At 60.0% G+C, this 15,750-nt stretch carries 10 protein-coding genes; 5 read left to right on the top strand and 5 right to left on the bottom strand.

Going from position 1 to position 15,750, the window contains the following annotated elements; translation table 11 throughout:
* Window positions 1-9: 9 nt before the first annotated feature.
* Both QO002_RS15760 and QO002_RS15755 read right to left on the bottom strand, forming a co-directional pair.
* Entirely contained in the window at window positions 10-819 is an 810-nt protein-coding gene (locus QO002_RS15760) for an ABC transporter permease (protein WP_307231317.1), read from the bottom strand.
* Window positions 816-1,730 carry an ABC transporter permease gene (locus tag QO002_RS15755; RefSeq protein ID WP_370878503.1) on the bottom strand — a complete coding sequence of 305 codons (915 nt, stop codon included), beginning with the start codon at window positions 1,728-1,730 and terminating at the stop codon, window positions 816-818. Before QO002_RS15755 ends, QO002_RS15760 begins: the two co-directional genes overlap by 4 nt.
* Before the next feature lie 437 nt (window positions 1,731-2,167).
* On the opposite strand from QO002_RS15755, the gene QO002_RS15750 reads away from it, so the two are divergent.
* The gene (locus tag QO002_RS15750; RefSeq protein ID WP_307231315.1) at window positions 2,168-3,577 is read left to right on the top strand and encodes an aminotransferase; all 1,410 of its coding nucleotides are present in this window, start codon (window positions 2,168-2,170) and stop codon (window positions 3,575-3,577) included.
* Window positions 3,578-3,869: 292 nt separating this feature from the next.
* Here QO002_RS15750 and QO002_RS15745 read toward each other — a convergent pair whose 3' ends face one another.
* Window positions 3,870-5,069, bottom strand: a complete 1,200-nt coding sequence (locus QO002_RS15745; protein WP_307231313.1) for an aromatic ring-hydroxylating oxygenase subunit alpha — start codon at window positions 5,067-5,069, stop codon at window positions 3,870-3,872.
* 141 nt (window positions 5,070-5,210) lie between these two features.
* Complete coding sequence (locus tag QO002_RS15740) at window positions 5,211-6,005, bottom strand: DUF1194 domain-containing protein (RefSeq protein WP_307231311.1); 795 nt, start codon at window positions 6,003-6,005, stop codon at window positions 5,211-5,213.
* 156 nt (window positions 6,006-6,161) lie between these two features.
* Between QO002_RS15740 and QO002_RS15735 the strand changes: the two genes are divergently transcribed.
* Both QO002_RS15735 and QO002_RS15730 read left to right on the top strand, forming a co-directional pair.
* Window positions 6,162-7,451 (top strand): glucoamylase family protein, encoded by a 1,290-nt coding sequence (locus tag QO002_RS15735; protein WP_307231309.1) that lies wholly within the window; start codon window positions 6,162-6,164, stop codon window positions 7,449-7,451.
* A gap of 413 nt (window positions 7,452-7,864) precedes the next feature.
* Window positions 7,865-9,631 (top strand): putative bifunctional diguanylate cyclase/phosphodiesterase, encoded by a 1,767-nt coding sequence (locus tag QO002_RS15730; protein ID WP_307231307.1) that lies wholly within the window; start codon window positions 7,865-7,867, stop codon window positions 9,629-9,631.
* 20 nt (window positions 9,632-9,651) lie between these two features.
* On the opposite strand, the gene QO002_RS15725 is transcribed toward QO002_RS15730, so the two are convergent.
* Window positions 9,652-10,527 carry a LysR family transcriptional regulator gene (locus tag QO002_RS15725; RefSeq protein WP_307231305.1) on the bottom strand — a complete coding sequence of 292 codons (876 nt, stop codon included), beginning with the start codon at window positions 10,525-10,527 and terminating at the stop codon, window positions 9,652-9,654.
* A 134-nt stretch (window positions 10,528-10,661) separates the two neighbouring features.
* On the opposite strand from QO002_RS15725, the gene QO002_RS15720 reads away from it, so the two are divergent.
* Together QO002_RS15720 and QO002_RS15715 are read left to right on the top strand one after the other, a co-directional pair.
* A complete protein-coding gene (locus QO002_RS15720; protein WP_307231303.1) occupies window positions 10,662-13,112 on the top strand; it encodes a GcvT family protein in 2,451 nt (816 codons plus the stop codon).
* Window positions 13,109-15,559 carry a GcvT family protein gene (locus QO002_RS15715; RefSeq protein ID WP_307231301.1) on the top strand — a complete coding sequence of 817 codons (2,451 nt, stop codon included), beginning with the start codon at window positions 13,109-13,111 and terminating at the stop codon, window positions 15,557-15,559. The genes QO002_RS15720 and QO002_RS15715 overlap by 4 nt, the downstream gene beginning before the upstream one ends.
* Window positions 15,560-15,750: the final 191 nt, after the last annotated feature.

The raw sequence follows: 15,750 nt of genomic DNA, 5'->3' as shown, positions 1-15,750 counted from the left end.
GCCATGGGCCTATGCTCCTTGGATGCGACGCTCGGCGCGGCGGCGAATGATTTCGGCCACCGTCAAAAGCGTAATGGAAAGCGCGATCATGATGCTACCGAGCGCCAGCACGCCCGGCAGCTTGGCGGCAAAGCGCAGCTGGCCCCAGATATAGACCGGAAGCGTCGGCTCGGTGCCCGAGAGGAAGAAGGCAAGGATGAACTCGTCCAGCGAAATCGTGAAGGAGACGAGCAGGCTGGAGACGATGGCAGGAGCTACCACCGGCAGCGTCACCCGGCGAAAGGTGCCGAAGGCGGTTTCGCCGAGGTCGAGCGAAGCTTCCTCAAGGCTTCTGTCAAAACCTTCGAAGCCGGAGGTCAGCACCGACATCGCATAGGGCAGGCAGAAGACGGTCTGGCCGAAGATGACGGTGGCCAGCGACAGTTCGATGCCGATCTGCAGGATGATCATCAGCAGCGATACGGCGACGATGATTTCCGGCAGGAACAGCGGCGCCATCAAGAGGCCATTTGCCGCCTCGCGTCCGCGAAACCGGTAGCGGGTGATTGCGCGGGCGGCGCAGATGCCGAGGCTGGTAGACAGTATGGCAACACAAACGCCCACGAACAGGCTGTTGCGCGCCGCCTCCAGCATCACCGTGTTGCTCCACAGCGAGGCGTACCATTTGAGCGTGAAGCCCGCGAGCGGGAAGGTGGTGGCTGCCGCATTGTTGAAGGAGAAGATCGGCAGCAGCAGGATCGGCAGATAGAGGAACGCCAGATACAGGCCGACATAGGCCGGCAGCCATCGGGATTTTGCGATGCCGTGACGTCCGCTCATCGAATGCGCCTCACGAAAAATTTGAGCGCCAGCACCACAGCGCCGGCCATGGCCGAGACGATCACCATCGTCGTGACGGAAAGGGCGGCACCTAGCGGCCAGTTGGCTCCCTTGCCGAACTGGGCCTGAATGGCGGTTGCGATCATCACCCCGTCCTTGCCGCCAACGAGCTTCGGCGTCACATAATCGCCGACCGTCGGGATTATCACGATCAGGAAGGCGGAGATGACGCCGGGCAGCGACAGCGGCAGGGTGACGCGCAGGAAGCTTCGGAACTTGTTGTCGCCAAGATCGTGTGCGGCCTCGATCAGCGAGCGGTCGATCTTTTCCAGCGACACGAAGATCGGCAGGATGGCGAAGGCCGCCCAGCTATGGACCAGCGTGATGACGACGGCATTGGAATTATAGAGCAGCGAGGTCACCGGCTTGTCGATCAGCCCGGTCGACATCAGGCCGGTGTTGAGGACGCCCTGATAGCCGAGGATCACCTTCCACGACATCACGCGCAGCAGATAGCTCGTCCAGCAGGGCACGGTGATCAGGAACAGCCAGAGGTTCTTGTGAATGCCGCCATGGAAGGAGATGAACCAGGCGATGGGGTAGGAGACCGTGACGGTGATCACGCTGACGACAAGCGAGATGGTCAGCGAGCGCCAGAGCAGGTCCTGGTAGATCGGCTCGCCCAGCGCGGTGCGGTAGTTGGCCAGCGTGAAGGTCCGGTCGATCGTCAGGTAGTCCTGGGACCAGAAACTGTAGGCGAAGACGATCAGGATCGGCAGCAGGAGCAGGGCAAGCGCGTATAGTAAAGTGGGCGAGACCAGCATCAGCCCCTTGGCTTCGTCGCTGTCCGCCCAGCGCGCGCGGGCCGGGCCATCGGGCTCTGCGATCGTCGATGCCGGGAGCGCCGTCATAGGCGGCACCTTGCATTGGCGAAGGTGTAGCCTGTTGAGACGAGGCTGGCTCCCTCTTCTCCCCAGCGGGGAGAAGATGCTTGCAGGGCAGATGAGGGGGGCTTCGCCGCGAATTCCGAGCCAGTCGCCCCCTCATCCGGCGCTCTCCGCCACCTTCTCCCCGCCGGGGAGAAGAGGGAGGTCGCCGCATCCTCGCGACTCATGATCCAGTTCGCATCAAGCGTGCTTCGACAGTCGAAAAGCAGGCTTTGTTCCATGCCATCCACCCATGGGCGTTGTTTGCCCGTTTTGTTCCCGTTTCACAGAATGTGCGCAAAACCGGATTGAAAGCAAGTGTTTTTTCTGTCAATATTGATTGAACGGACATTCAGAATAATGAAATTTTATACAAATAATCAGTTGATTGTGCCGTTTTATATTTAATGGAGGTCGTTTTCATGGCGGCGAAGCGGGAAGAGGCGGCAGAGGTTTTGGCGCAAGGTGAGATGACGGCGCTTGCGCGTCAGCATCTGGTTCAGCCCTGGCCGGTGGCGGGCGAGATCGGTGCCGAAGCGCGCGGCGGCATTCGGTCCGGTGAGGGCATCTACGTGATCGACGGCGAGGGGCGCAAGCTGATCGATGGCCCGGCCGGCATGTGGTGCGTCAATGCCGGGCATCGGCGCAAGGAGCTGGCTGACGTGCTCTACGAACAGGCGATGGAGCTTTCCTACAATTCGCCGTGGTACACGATGAACGAGCCGTCAGTGACGCTCTCGGCCCGGCTTGCCGGCCATGCGCCGGGCGATCTCTCTCATGTCTTCTACACCACCGGCGGTTCCTCGGCTGTCGAGACGGCGCTGCGCTTCATGCAGTTCGCCAACAATGTGCGCGGGCGGCCGGAGAAAAAGCTGATCGTCTCCCGTCAGGGCGGCTATCACGGCTCGACCTATCTCTCCGCCTCGCTCAACGGCCGCCCGCGCGATCACGACTGGATGGACAGCGCCAGCGATCAGGTGATCAAGCTTACTTGTCCCAATCCTTTTCGCCGTCCGGCAGGCATGGATGAGGCACAGTTCTGCGACATGCTGGTCGAGGAATTCCGCGATGTCATCGCCAACCGTGGAGCGGAGCGAATCGGCGCCTTCATCGCCGAGCCGGTCATGGCTTCCGGCGGCGTCATCGTGCCGCCGTATGGCTACCTCAGCCGCATGCGGGCGCTTTGCAGCGAAAACGATATTCTCTTCATCGCCGACGAGGTGGTGACGGCTTTCGGGCGTCTTGGCTCCGTCTTCGCCTCGCAGGAGGTGTTTGGCATCGAGCCGGACATGATCACCTTCGCCAAGGGTGTGACGTCGGGTTATTTCCCGCTTGGTGGCGTCATGATTTCGGCGCAGCTTTTGGAGGATTTGCGCCGGTCCAATCACTCCGAGGCGATGTTTGCCCATGGTTTGACCTATTCCAGCCATCCGATCGGCTGCGCGGTTGCCCTGAAGAACCTCGATATCCTCGAAGGCGGTTTGCTCGCCCATGCACGCGACGTCTCTGACTATTTCCAATCGAGCCTGAAACGGCTGGAGGAGTTGCCGCTGGTTGGTGAAGTCCGCGGGCTTGGGCTGATGGCCTGCATCGAATGCGTCGCCGACCGGGTCAGCAACAATCCGCTGACGCTCGATCTGGAAGTCGGCAAGCGCATCGACGCCCATTGCCAGGAACTGGGGCTTCTGGTGCGGCCATTGATCAATATGTGCGTTATGTCACCGCCGCTGACGATCGAGCGGCCGCAGATCGACACGATGACCGACATCCTCCACACCAGCATCCGCCGCACCATGGACGAACTGGTGCGTGAGGGATTGTGGAAAGGTTGAGGTAGCGTTTCTGAAAATGGATGCGATCCAGTTCCCTGGTCGCATCCGGACCTGAGGGCCGGGCGACCGGCCCTCTCTTCTTGGTGGAGAGATTGCCGGCTGTTTCATCAGTCAAGGGCAGGATGATCCGAGGGCGAATTTAACATGATAGTTACGGCGAACTCTCAGTCGTCATGGTCGGGCTCGACCCGACCATCCATGCCGCAGCTTCAGGTTTGGATCCTCGGCTCAAGGCCGAGGATGACGAAAGCCATTTTGCTAACCCTCAAAGAAGCAGAGCGCCCCCGGGTGCTCACCATTTCGTCCGCATTTCAGCATTAACCGCACCGATCCGTTCTTCGTCCGGTGCCTGATCGAGCGTCATCACCGGCAGCACGTCGCGCAGATGGTTGTGATGAGTGCGCACGCCGTATTCCAAGTCGGACAGGTAGAATCCGTGGAAGGCCTTCGAGGTCATCGCCTCGTTGGACCAGACAGTCAGTTGCACGTCTTCTGCCTGTGTATCGCGGTCGATGCGGTAGGCGAGATAACGGGCGGCGCGTTGCGCGCGGGTTTCCGCCGCGTGGCGATAGACGCCGCCACGCAGCAGGGTCTGGCCGGTCGAGAGCGGGAATTCCTGATAGAACTGCACGGTTTCAGGCGTCACGGCGATCACGGCGTTGGGGAACAGGCCGTAATAGATCCAGGCCTTGCGCAGGCTTTCCGGCAGATGCGTCGCCTCCGGCGCGACTGCCACATAATTCCGCACGCTCCAGCGGCGGCCGGCATGGGGATTGTAGCTCGCAAACGAGCGGCAGAGGCCGCCGACGAAGGGTTCGTCGTAGTAGGTCGAGCCGTAGAGATCCTGCAGGGCCGGATGGGCCATGGCGACATGATAGCCTTCGTTGTCGACGTCGCGCACGGACTTCCAGTTGACCGGCGAGATCTGGGTCCAGATCGAACCGGCAGGCACCATGGTTTCGGTGCTGTATTGACCAAGCTCTTCGGCAAAGGGTTGCATCTGTTCGGCGACGGAGGGTTGTGGACCCTTGGCGAAGCGGATGAAGACGAAGCCCATCCAGATTTCGGTTTCCAGCGGCACGAGGCCGAACTCTTGCCTGTCGAGCGGGGGGAAGGAGCGGGGGCGGGCGGCGCCCCTGAGCGTGCCGTCGAGATTGTAGACCCAGCCGTGGAAAGGACAGACCAGCGCGTTGCGGCAGGTGCCTTTGTCGTCGGCCACCAGCCGCGAGCCGCGATGGCGGCAGATGTTGTGGAAACCGCGCACGCTGCCGTCCTGACCGCGCAAGATCAGCGCCCGCTCGCCGACCACGTCCATGGCGATGTAATTGCCGGGTTCGGGGATGTCGGAGACATGGCAGGCGATCTGCCAGTATTCGCGGAAAACATGTTGTTTTTCGAGCTCCAGCAGGGCGTTGCTGTGATAGCACCAGCCGGGCAGGCCGCGCCGATCCCAGCTCTCGGGAATGCGGATATCACGGATCATCTCGTTCATTTGTCGCCCCTTATTTTGCTGAACGTTCATTCAATAAAAGCATATTTTTTTATGAAAAGGAATAGCTTGCGATAGGGCAAGGCTTTGTAAGCGATGGAGCCGCTTGGTTTGGAACGTGCAGGAAGGGAATGGCTTCCGACTTTATCGGTCAAGTTCTTGGTAGAAGCGATCGAAGTAGCGAGGGCGCAGCTTCTCGCCGATCATGCAGTCACTCATGATGCCGCCTGCTGTCGGTATGATACGGGCGGGCGAATTGCGACGGGTGATCTCCATCACCAATTTCTGGCGGATGGCGACGGCAAAATCGTCCCGGCGATGCACCGGCACGACGAAGGAACCAGCGCCGCCGATGACGCAATCGGCATAGTAGGTGTCGAGTGGACCGGCAGACATGGAAGGGCGAACGAGGATGGCGAGGCCATTGACGACGATGCCGGCCTTGACCGCCGTGTCGCGTGCGGGTGCAACTGGCGGACCCATGTTGTTCGGGCCGTCGCCGGAGACATCGATGACCTGCCGCAGGCCGTCATAGCTATTGGTTTCGATCAGGCGCGTTCCAAAGAAAAGCGCCTTGGAGATGGAGGTGCCGCGGCGCGTTGCTATCGGACGGGAAGCGATGGCGTTCGCAAATGCAGCGGCATCCTCGTCGCTCTCGATCAGCCGCCAGTCCACCAGCGAGGTTTCGTTGACACTTCCGGCCCATTCGAAATAGCTGATGGCGACTCGCCCCAGCATGCCGGCCCGCACGGCGTTGATAAAATCAGGATGGCTTATCGCCTCGACATAGCCGGAACGTTGTATCTCCGCTTCCTCCGTATCCATGGAGCCCGACATATCGACGGCAAGGACCAGTTCAACGTCGACCTGGTTATCGCCCGAGGCAACCGGAACGGTCGCGCCTGAAAGGCCTAGAAGCAAGACAAGTGTCGCAAGCATCCTGTCGTCCAATCACGTTGTACTGGGTGATTAGTGCGGAGTTTAGCATGGACAAGGGTTAAGGCGACGATTTCAAACGGTTTTGTGTTCAACAATCGGTGATTTGATCATACGCCCAACCTGTGGTGATCTTTACATCACCGGAGAAGTTATTGAATGTTATTAAAAGGTGATACGGATACGTCCGTTTTGGATCGTCTCCAAAGATCTGCATTTGACTATTTTGTCGATTTTGCCAATCCGCGCACGGGCCTGATTGCGGACACGTCGCTGCCTGGTGCGCCGTCGAGTATTGCCGCCACGGGTTTCGGGCTTTCCTGTTATCCGATTGGCGTGGAGCGTAGCTGGATCAGCCGGACGCAGGCTGCCGAACGGACGGTGACGCTGCTTCGGTTTCTCGCAGAAAGCAACCAGAGCCGTGACAAGGATGCGACGGGCTACAAAGGCCTCTACTATCACTTCCTGGACATGGAGACAGGTAAACGTACCTGGCGCTGCGAGCTGTCCCTGATCGACAGTGCGCTCCTTCTTGCCGGAGTGCTGACCGCCGCGGCTTATTTCGCCGAAGAAAACCCGGTGGAAAACGAGATTCGCTCTCTGGCTGCCATGCTCTATGCGCGCGCCAACTGGGCGTGGGCGCTTGATGAGGCAGACGCACTTTCCCTGGGTTGGAAGCCACGCAGCGGATTTTTACCCTATCGCTGGGAGGGGTATAGCGAGGCAATCATTCTCTATGTGCTGGCGCTCGCGTCCCCCTCCTATCCCGTGCCGGCAGAAAGCTACAAGGCCTTCACTGGCAAGTTCGACTGGATGATGGCGGGCGAGCAGCCGTATCTTTATGCCGGCCCGCTCTTCATCCATCTCTTCTCCCATGGCTGGATCGATTTTCGCGGCATTTGCGACGAGGCGATTGCGGAAAAAGACAGCGATTATTTCGAAAACACCCGGCGCGCCATTGCCGTACAGCGCGAATATGCGATCAAGAACCCCGGCGGATTCACCGGTTATGGCCCCGATCTGTGGGGGTTGACGGCCTGCGATGGCCCTGAGCGGTCACGCAAGCTCCTGGATGGCAGGCGCCAGCAATTCGCGGGCTATGCTGCCCGCGGCGCTCCATTTGGGCCGGATGACGGGACGGTTGCGCCTTGGGCTTCGTTGGCCTGTATTGCCTTTGAACCGAGGCTTGCCATGTCGGCCGTTCGTCACATCCTGTGTACCTATCCCAACGTATTGACGGATGGCCGTTTTCTCGGCAGCTTCAATCCGAGCATCCGGGGTGAGACGGAGGAGGGTTGGCTCAATGACCGCAGCGTCGGCCTCGATCAGGGTATTCTGGTGATGATGATCGAGAATTCCCGTAGCGGGCTTATCTGGGAGCTGATGCGTCATACGCCGGTGATCCGTCGCGGGCTGAAACGGGCGGGTTTTTCGGGCGGGTGGCTTTAACGCAGGCTGCGCAGTTCTAGCAGTGCTTTGGCGAATGTCGCTCCAGCGATCTCGCCAAAGTCGCGGATCGAGCTGCCGCAGAAATGTTCGCCCGACAGGTGCAGTGACCCAGTCCCTATTCACGCTCCAAACCTGCGCCTTGGATGAAATGACGTGATCATCGATCATTCTGATTCGTGAAGTTTCGGCCAGTCGAAGGCTTTGCATCGTGCCTTCAGGTGCGGGGAAACAAAGTACTAACGTTTTTACTATGCAGAAGTTGTGTGACCGGCGTCTCGCGCTTACTATCCGGAAAGAAATGCTTGTGTCCGCTGTTTATGGTCGGCGGGAGCGGAATGTTACGACTGCGCAGGCATTGCGAACAGGTGTGGGCTTCACCGTTATAGGCCCAATGCGATCACCTAGAGACAGCAATGAAACCGGTACGATCCGAACAGGAGTTCCAGAATATCGTTCGAAGGCTCGAGCTTGCGCTTGATGCCTCGCAGATCGGCGTATGGGAGCACGAGCTTTCGACGGATGTGCTGACCTGGGATGAGCGGATGTACGAGATCTACGGTCGCTCTCATCCCGGCGGCGTTGTCGATTCTTCCCTCTGGAGCAATGCCATTCATCCCGACGATCTCGCGGGGGCCAAGGCTGATTTTGCGGATGCCGTCCGGTGCAAGGACGATTACTCTTCCGAATATCGTATCCTGTTGCCGGATGGCGAGGTGCGCTATCTCCGCTCGCGGGCGCGGTATTTCGAAGAAAACGGAACCGGCACCTTCATCGGGGCTGAATGGGATGTCACCGCCGACGTGCTTCTCAATCGGGAGCTGGGCGAGCAGCAGCAAATTGCCGAAAAGCGGGCTCAGGCGCTTGAAGAGACCACGGCGCGCATCGAGCACGCCGCCGCGCATGATTATTTGACCGGATTGCCCAATCGTCGTTTTTTCGATCGCCGACTTGCGGAGCTTTCCACCTCCCCGGATATCGACAAGCTTGCACTGTTTCATATTGGTCTCGATCGCTTCGCCATGGTCAATGATGTCGTCGGGCATGATGTGGGCGATCGGCTGCTGAAAGCGACGGCAGCCGCCATCGGAGAGCGCCTTCCAGCAGGGGCCTTTCTGGCACGCATCGGGGGGGACGAATTCGCCATCATCCTCGGCAATTTTCTGTCCATCGATTACTTGCGCAAGTTGGCGGAGCAGCTGCTCGAAAGTTTGAAACGCCCGGTCTGGCATAGCGAAGGCATGATCGGCGTAACGGCTTCGATCGGTGTTGCCTGTGCCAATGCGGGCAAGATCGCCAACCTGCTTGTCGAATCCGACATCGCCCTGATGCGCGCCAAGAAGAGCGGCCGCAACCGCGCAGATTTCTTCTCTGCGCAGATGAAAGCGCAGATCAACAGCGAGCGGCGGCTGGCCGATCAGTTCGTGCGCGGTCTGGAGCGCGGCGAGTTCGTGCCTTTTTATCAGGCGCAGGTCGATGCCCGTACCCGCAAGATCATCGGGGTTGAGGCGCTTGCCCGCTGGCGGCATCCGAAGCGTGGCCTGCTTTCTCCTGCTGAATTTCTGGGCGTTGCGGCGAGCCTTGGGATGCTGGATTTGCTTGACGCTGCGATCCTGAGGCAGACGCTGCACGATCGTAAATCCTGGACGAGAAACGGCGTGCGTGCTCCCAAGGTGGCCGTCAATGTCTCGGCTGCGCGCCTTTCAGATCCGTCCCTTATCTCGGATCTGAAGCAGCTCGATATCGAGCCCGGCACGCTTTCCTTCGAACTTCTCGAAACCATTTTTCTGGATGAAATCGAAGACGGCATGATGGCCAACGTCTCGGCGCTGAAATCCATGTTCATCGATATCGAGGTGGATGATTTCGGCTCCGGCCATGCCTCGATCATCGGCCTTATGAAGCTCAAGCCGCACCGGTTGAAGATCGATCGGCGGCTGGTCATGCCGATTACAACCTCCCGAGAACAAAAGCGCCTGTTACGCTCGATCGTCGATATCGCCAAGGCTCTCGGCATTGAAGTTGTTGCTGAAGGTGTGGAAACGCTGGAGCATGCGAAACTGCTGACGCGGCTCGGATGCGATGTGCTGCAGGGCTATGCCATCGCCTATCCGATCTCGTCGGAAGACATGCTGGATGTTCTGATCGAGGCCAAGCAGGGTGCCTTCATGGTCGAGGCCTGATCGACAGGGCTGAGCCGCTGTTACGACACTCCTGTTGAAGCGCTCGTCTCGGATGCGAGAAGCGCCTCCATGACGCCGATGATCCGCCGATGCTGGTGGGCGTGCCGGCTACGGACACTGGTTGCCCCGTAGACTGTCTGAACGATCGGCACGGCGTCTTCGACGGTTTGGGCCGCACCCGCTGCAACCAACGCCGTGGCGGTTGCCTGCTCGACATAGGCCGCACCGCCGAGTTTTTTCAAAAGGCCTGACATCGCCATGTTTTGCCCTGAGGCGAGGGGAGCCGAAGACAGATGGGGCAGGGCGAGCCTGTGAGCCCGGTCGAAGGCGGGGGAATAGACGGCCTGGATATAGGTCAGAGGGTCAATATCTGCGACTTTGCGCGCGGTGGTACTGATCAGCCGGTAATGCAGTTCGCCGATCCTTTCATAGTGAAGATCCGGCAGGTAATGGGGCGTGTAGAGAATGGCGAGGTCGAGATCGCCTGCGGCGAGATCACGGTTCATCTGGTTGGAATAATCGGCCTCCATGTAGATCGAGGTGCCCGGCAGTTCGGTGCGGATCGCAGACAACCACGCACCTGCGAAAATCTCTGACACATCGTGCTGGATGCCGAGACGCATCGAGCGCTCGTAGGTGCCTGCACTTTCCACAGCGCGGGTTGCTTCGTGCCACTGGTGTTGCAGCGCCTTGGCGTGATCGAGGAAGCGCAGGCCCGACGCGGTGGGGGCGGTGCCGCCTTTGTTGCGAGTGAAGAGCTTACGGTTGAACTGTGCTTCCAGCGCCTTGACGCGGTGGGAGACGGTGGATTGCGTGATGTTCAGTCGCTCCGCCGTGCGGTTAAAGCTGCGGGTTTCCATCAGGTCGAGGAAGGTTTCGATGAGGTCGATCTGCATAGGCTCTGAGTCCGAATTTCGCGGCTTTCTTCTTTTTCAATCTAATCGAATTTTTCGATCAATAAAGCGGAGTTCTGCCGCTTGATGCTCCTCTCTTTCGTTGTCAAAACTCTTGGCAAAACAAGGGAACAGATATGTCGCAATTGCCGTCTCATGCTCGTGTTGTCATCATCGGGGGAGGTGCTGTCGGCGCATCCGCGCTTTATCATCTGGCCAAGGCCGGATGGACGGATTGCGTGCTTCTGGAAAAGAACGAGCTGACGGCCGGATCGACCTGGCACGCGGCCGGCAACGTGCCGACTTTCTCGTCTTCCTGGTCGATCATGAACATGCAGCGCTATTCTGCCTCGCTCTACCGTGAACTGGGTGCGCTGGTCGATTATCCCATGAACTACCATGTCACCGGCTCGATCCGGCTTGGCCATTCGAAGGAGCGGCTGCAGGAGTTCAAGCGCGTCGTCGGGATGGGCCGCTATCAGGGCATGGATCTCGACATCCTCTCGCCGGATGAGATCAGCGGAAAATATCCCTTCCTTGAAACCCACGACCTGACCGGTGCTCTTTACGATCCCTATGACGGCGATATCGATCCGGCGCAGTTGACACAGGCGCTGGCCAAGGGTGCACGCGACATGGGCGCCAAGATTTTCCGCTTCTGTCCCGCCACCGGCGCACGCCGGGAAGGCGACGAGTGGGTGATCTCAACGCCGCAGGGCGAAATCCGCTGCGAGAAGGTCGTCAACGCCGCCGGCTATTATGCCCGCGAAGTCGGCAAATGGTTCGGCCGCGATGTGCCGATGATGGTGATGAGCCATCAATATATTCTGTTCGAGGAAATTCCCGAGCTTGCGGCTTGGTCGAAGGAAGCCGGCCACAAGCTGCCGCTGCTGCGCGATGTCGATAGTTCCTACTATCTGCGCCAGGAAAAGACCGGCATGAACCTCGGCCCCTATGAGCGCAATTGCAAGGCGCATTGGGTAACGCCGGATGATCCGATGCCGGACGATTTCTCGTTCCAGCTTTTCCCTGACGATCTTGATCGCCTCGAATGGTATCTGAACGACTCGGTCGAGCGCGTGCCGATCCTTGGCACCGCCGGCCTGTCGCGCATGATCAACGGCCCGATCCCCTATGCGCCTGACGGCAACCCGCTGATCGGCCCGATGCCGGGCGTGCCGAATGCCTTCGAGGCCTGCGTCTTCACCTTCGGCATCTGTCAGGCCGGCGGCGCCGGCAAGGTGCTGGCGGAATGGGTGACGGAGGGCGAGACGGAGTGGGACATGTGGTCCTGCGATCCGCGCCGCTTTACCTCGTTCGCCTCGGATCAGGACTATTGCATCGCCAAAGGCATGGAAATCTACGGCCATGAATATGCGATGCACTTCCCGAAACATGCTTGGCCGGCAGGTCGCGACCGGAAGCTGTCGCCGATCCACGACCGGATCAAGGCGCTGGGTGGCCAGTTCAAGCCTTACAACGGCTGGGAGCGCGCCAACTGGTATGCCAAGCCCGGCGACGAGTTGTCGGAGGAATCAACGCAGACCTGGAACCGCGAAGGGCCTTGGCGGCCACGTATCGAGGAGGAATGTCGCGCCGTCAACGAGGCTGCCGGTATCCTCGATCTGCCCGGTTTCTCGCGTTACCGCATCAAGGGCGAAGGTGCGACTGCATGGCTGTTGTCGCTGACGACCGGCAAGGTGCCGAAGCCCGGCCGCATCGGTCTGGCTTATTTCTCAGACGACAAGGGCCGGATCGTCACCGAAATGTCGGTCATGATGCTGGACGAGGATTTCTTCTTCCTGATCACTGCGGCGACCGCGCAGTGGCATGACCTCGAATGGCTGAAGAAGTATCTGCCGGCTGGTGCCGCCTTTACCATTGATGACGTGACCGACAATTTCTCCTGCCAGATTCTGTCGGGTCCGAAGTCTCGCGAAATCCTTGCCGAAGTCAGCGATGCCGATCTGCAGAAGGGCTGGCTCACCCACCAGAGCTGCCAGATCGCCGGCCGCTGGTGCCAACTGGTGCGGGTTTCCTTCGCCGGCGAACTCGGCTGGGAAATCCACACCAAGGTTGATGATACCGCCACCATCTTCGATGCCGTCTGGGCGGCCGGACAGAAGCATGGCCTGAAGCCCTTCGGCATGGAGGCGCTGGACAGTCTGCGCATCGAAAAGGGCTACCGCGCCTGGAAAGGCGATCTTTCAACCGACTACACCATCCTGCAGGGGGGGCTCGAACGCTTCGTCGATTGGGGCAAGCCGGACTTCAGGGGCAAGGCGGCGCTGGAGCGCGAGAAGCAGCACGGTGTTTCCAAGCGCTTCGTGATGCTGACGGTTGAAGCCGGCGAGTGTGATGCGCCCTATATGTCGACGCTCTGGCATGCTGGCCAAGTCGTTGGCGAAACGACCTCGGGCAACTGGGGTTACCGCGTCGACAAGTCCATCGCACTTGGCATGCTCCGGGCCGATCTCACAGCACCCGGCACGGAAATCGAGGTCGAAATCTACGGTGACCGTTTCAAGGCGACCGTCCAGCCGGACGGCCCGCTTTTCGATCCCAACAATGAAAGACTGCGTGCATGAGTGCTAAGCCCATCCCCTCGAAAGCACGGGCCGTCATCATCGGCGGCGGCGTTTCAGGCTGTTCGGTCGCCTATCATCTGGCGAAACTTGGCTGGACCGATGTGGTGCTGCTGGAGCGCAAGCAGCTCACGTCCGGCACCACATGGCATGCGGCTGGCCTGATCGGCCAGCTGCGGGCGTCGCAGAACATGACGCGGCTCGCCAAATATTCCGCCGATCTCTACACCAAGCTCGAAGCCGAGACCGGCATCGGCACTGGCATGCGCCAGTGCGGTTCGATGACTGTGGCGCTGACGGAGGAGCGCAGGGAGGAGATTTATCGTCAGGCCTCGCTTGCCCGTGCCTTTGGCGTCGATGTGCGCGAAATCACTGTCGAGGAAGTCAAGGGGATGTATCCGCATCTCAACACGGCGGATGTGAAGGCGGCGGTGCATCTGCCGCTCGATGGCCAGTGTGATCCCGCCAACATCGCCATGGCGCTTGCCAAGGGCGCGCGGCAGAACGGCGCGACGATCCTCGAAAACGTCAAAGTTACTTCCGTCGTCACCAGGGATGGCCGCGTGACGGGCGTCACCTGCGAACAGAACGGCGAGACGTTTACGATCGAGACCGAAAACGTCGTCAATGCCGCAGGCATGTGGGGCCGCACGCTGGCAGATATGTCCGGTGTTACCCTGCCGCTGCATGCCTGCGAGCATTTCTACATCGTCACCGAGCCGATCCCGAACCTGCAGCGGCTGCCGGTACTGCGCGTGCCGGACGAATGCACCTATTACAAGGAAGATGCCGGCAAGATGCTGATCGGAGCCTTCGAGTTGAAGGCCAAGCCCTGGGGCATGGACGGCATCCGAGAAGATTTCTGCTTCGACCAGTTGCCGGAGGATTTCGATCATTTCCAGCCGATTCTCGAAAACGCCATCAACCGCATGCCGATGCTGGAAACTGCTGGTATCCACACCTTCTTCAACGGCCCCGAAAGCTTTACGCCGGATGACCGCTACTATCTCGGTGAAGCGCCGGAATTGAAGGGCTACTGGGTCGCTGCCGGCTACAATTCGATCGGCATCGTCTCTTCCGGCGGTGCCGGCATGGCGCTGGCGCAGTGGATGAACGATGGCGAACCGCCGTTCGATCTCTGGGAAGTCGATATCCGCCGCGCACAGCCGTTCCAGAAGAACCGGGCCTATCTCAAGGACCGCGTTTCCGAAACGCTCGGCCTGCTCTATGCCGATCATTTCCCGTATCGCCAGATGGCGACGGCCCGCGGCGTGCGCCGCTCGCCGCTGCATGAGCACCTGAAGGCGCGCGGTGCTGTCTTTGGCGAAGTCGCCGGCTGGGAGCGTGCCAACTGGTTTGCGAAAGAGGGCCAAGAGCAGGAATACCGCTATTCGTGGAAGCGGCAGAACTGGTTCGAGAACCAGAAAGAAGAGCACTTGGCCGTTCGCAATGGCGTCGGCCTTTTCGATATGACCTCCTTCGGCAAGATCCGCGTCGAAGGCCGCGATGCACTGGCCTTCCTGCAAAGGCTTTGCGCCAACCAGATGGATGTCGCCCCCGGCAAGATTGTCTACACCCAGATGCTTAACGATCGCGGTGGCATCGAGAGCGACCTGACGGTGACGCGGCTTTCCGAAACCGCCTTCTTCCTCGTCGTGCCCGGCGCGACGCTGCAGCGTGATCTTGCCTGGTTGCGCAAGCATTTGGCCGATGAGTTCGTCGTCATCACTGATGTCACGGCGGCGGAAAGCGTGCTCTGCGTCATGGGGCCGAAGGCGCGCGACCTGATGCAGAAGGTGAGCCCCAACGACTTTTCCAATGCGCATCACCCCTTTGCGACAGCGCGGGAAATCGAGATCGGCATGGGGCTCGCCCGCGCCCATCGCGTCACCTATGTCGGGGAGCTTGGCTGGGAGCTTTATGTCTCAACCGAGCAGACGGCGCATGTCTTCGAGGCGCTGGAAGCCGCGGGCGCGGATGTCGGCCTGAAGCTCTGCGGCCTGCACACCCTCGATAGCTGCCGCATCGAAAAGGCCTTCCGCCATTTCGGCCATGACATTACCGATGAGGACCATGTACTGGAAGCCGGCCTCGGCTTTGCGGTGCGCACGAAGAAGGGCGAATTCGCCGGCCGTGATGCGGTGCTGCGGAAACAGGAGGAGGGGCTGAAGCGGCGCATGTTGCAGTTCAAGCTTGCCGATCCCGAGCCATTGCTTTTCCACAACGAGGCGCTGGTGCGCGATGGCAAGATCGTTTCGACCATCACCTCGGGTAATTACGGCCATTTCCTCGGCGGTGCGATCGGGATGGGCTATGTGCCCTGCGCGGGTGAGAGCGAGGCGGATGTGCTGGGCTCGAGCTACGAGATCGAGATTGCCGGGGTCAGGGTGAAGGCAGAGGCCTCGCTTGCGCCGATGTATGATCCAAAGGCGGAGCGGGTGCGGGCGTAAGGGACCTCTTCTCCCCAGCGGGGAGAAGTGCCGAGCGTATGCGAGGCGATGAGGGGGTCTTTGCGGCACATTCGGAGCCAGCCGTCCCCCTCATCCGGCGCTACGCGCCACCTTCTCCCCGCTGGGGAGAAGAGGGAATGCGCGGCAAACTCTGCCGCAAACAAACATGCGCGAGCCGGAACGCGGATTTT

Source organism: Pararhizobium capsulatum DSM 1112 (assembly GCF_030814475.1).
Lineage (GTDB): Bacteria > Pseudomonadota > Alphaproteobacteria > Rhizobiales > Rhizobiaceae > Pararhizobium > Pararhizobium capsulatum.
Note: the sequence above shows the minus strand (reverse complement) of the source record. Positions and strands in the feature narration are given on the sequence as shown.

Coding starts and splice junctions, on each gene's coding strand:
- QO002_RS15760 (WP_307231317.1), bottom strand. CDS start 819: ATGAGCGGACGTCACGGCATCGCAAAATCCCGATGGCTGCCGGCCTAT.
- QO002_RS15755 (WP_370878503.1), bottom strand. CDS start 1,730: ATGACGGCGCTCCCGGCATCGACGATCGCAGAGCCCGATGGCCCGGCC.
- QO002_RS15750 (WP_307231315.1), top strand. CDS start 2,168: ATGGCGGCGAAGCGGGAAGAGGCGGCAGAGGTTTTGGCGCAAGGTGAG.
- QO002_RS15745 (WP_307231313.1), bottom strand. CDS start 5,069: ATGAACGAGATGATCCGTGATATCCGCATTCCCGAGAGCTGGGATCGG.
- QO002_RS15740 (WP_307231311.1), bottom strand. CDS start 6,005: ATGCTTGCGACACTTGTCTTGCTTCTAGGCCTTTCAGGCGCGACCGTT.
- QO002_RS15735 (WP_307231309.1), top strand. CDS start 6,162: ATGTTATTAAAAGGTGATACGGATACGTCCGTTTTGGATCGTCTCCAA.
- QO002_RS15730 (WP_307231307.1), top strand. CDS start 7,865: ATGAAACCGGTACGATCCGAACAGGAGTTCCAGAATATCGTTCGAAGG.
- QO002_RS15725 (WP_307231305.1), bottom strand. CDS start 10,527: ATGCAGATCGACCTCATCGAAACCTTCCTCGACCTGATGGAAACCCGC.
- QO002_RS15720 (WP_307231303.1), top strand. CDS start 10,662: ATGTCGCAATTGCCGTCTCATGCTCGTGTTGTCATCATCGGGGGAGGT.
- QO002_RS15715 (WP_307231301.1), top strand. CDS start 13,109: ATGAGTGCTAAGCCCATCCCCTCGAAAGCACGGGCCGTCATCATCGGC.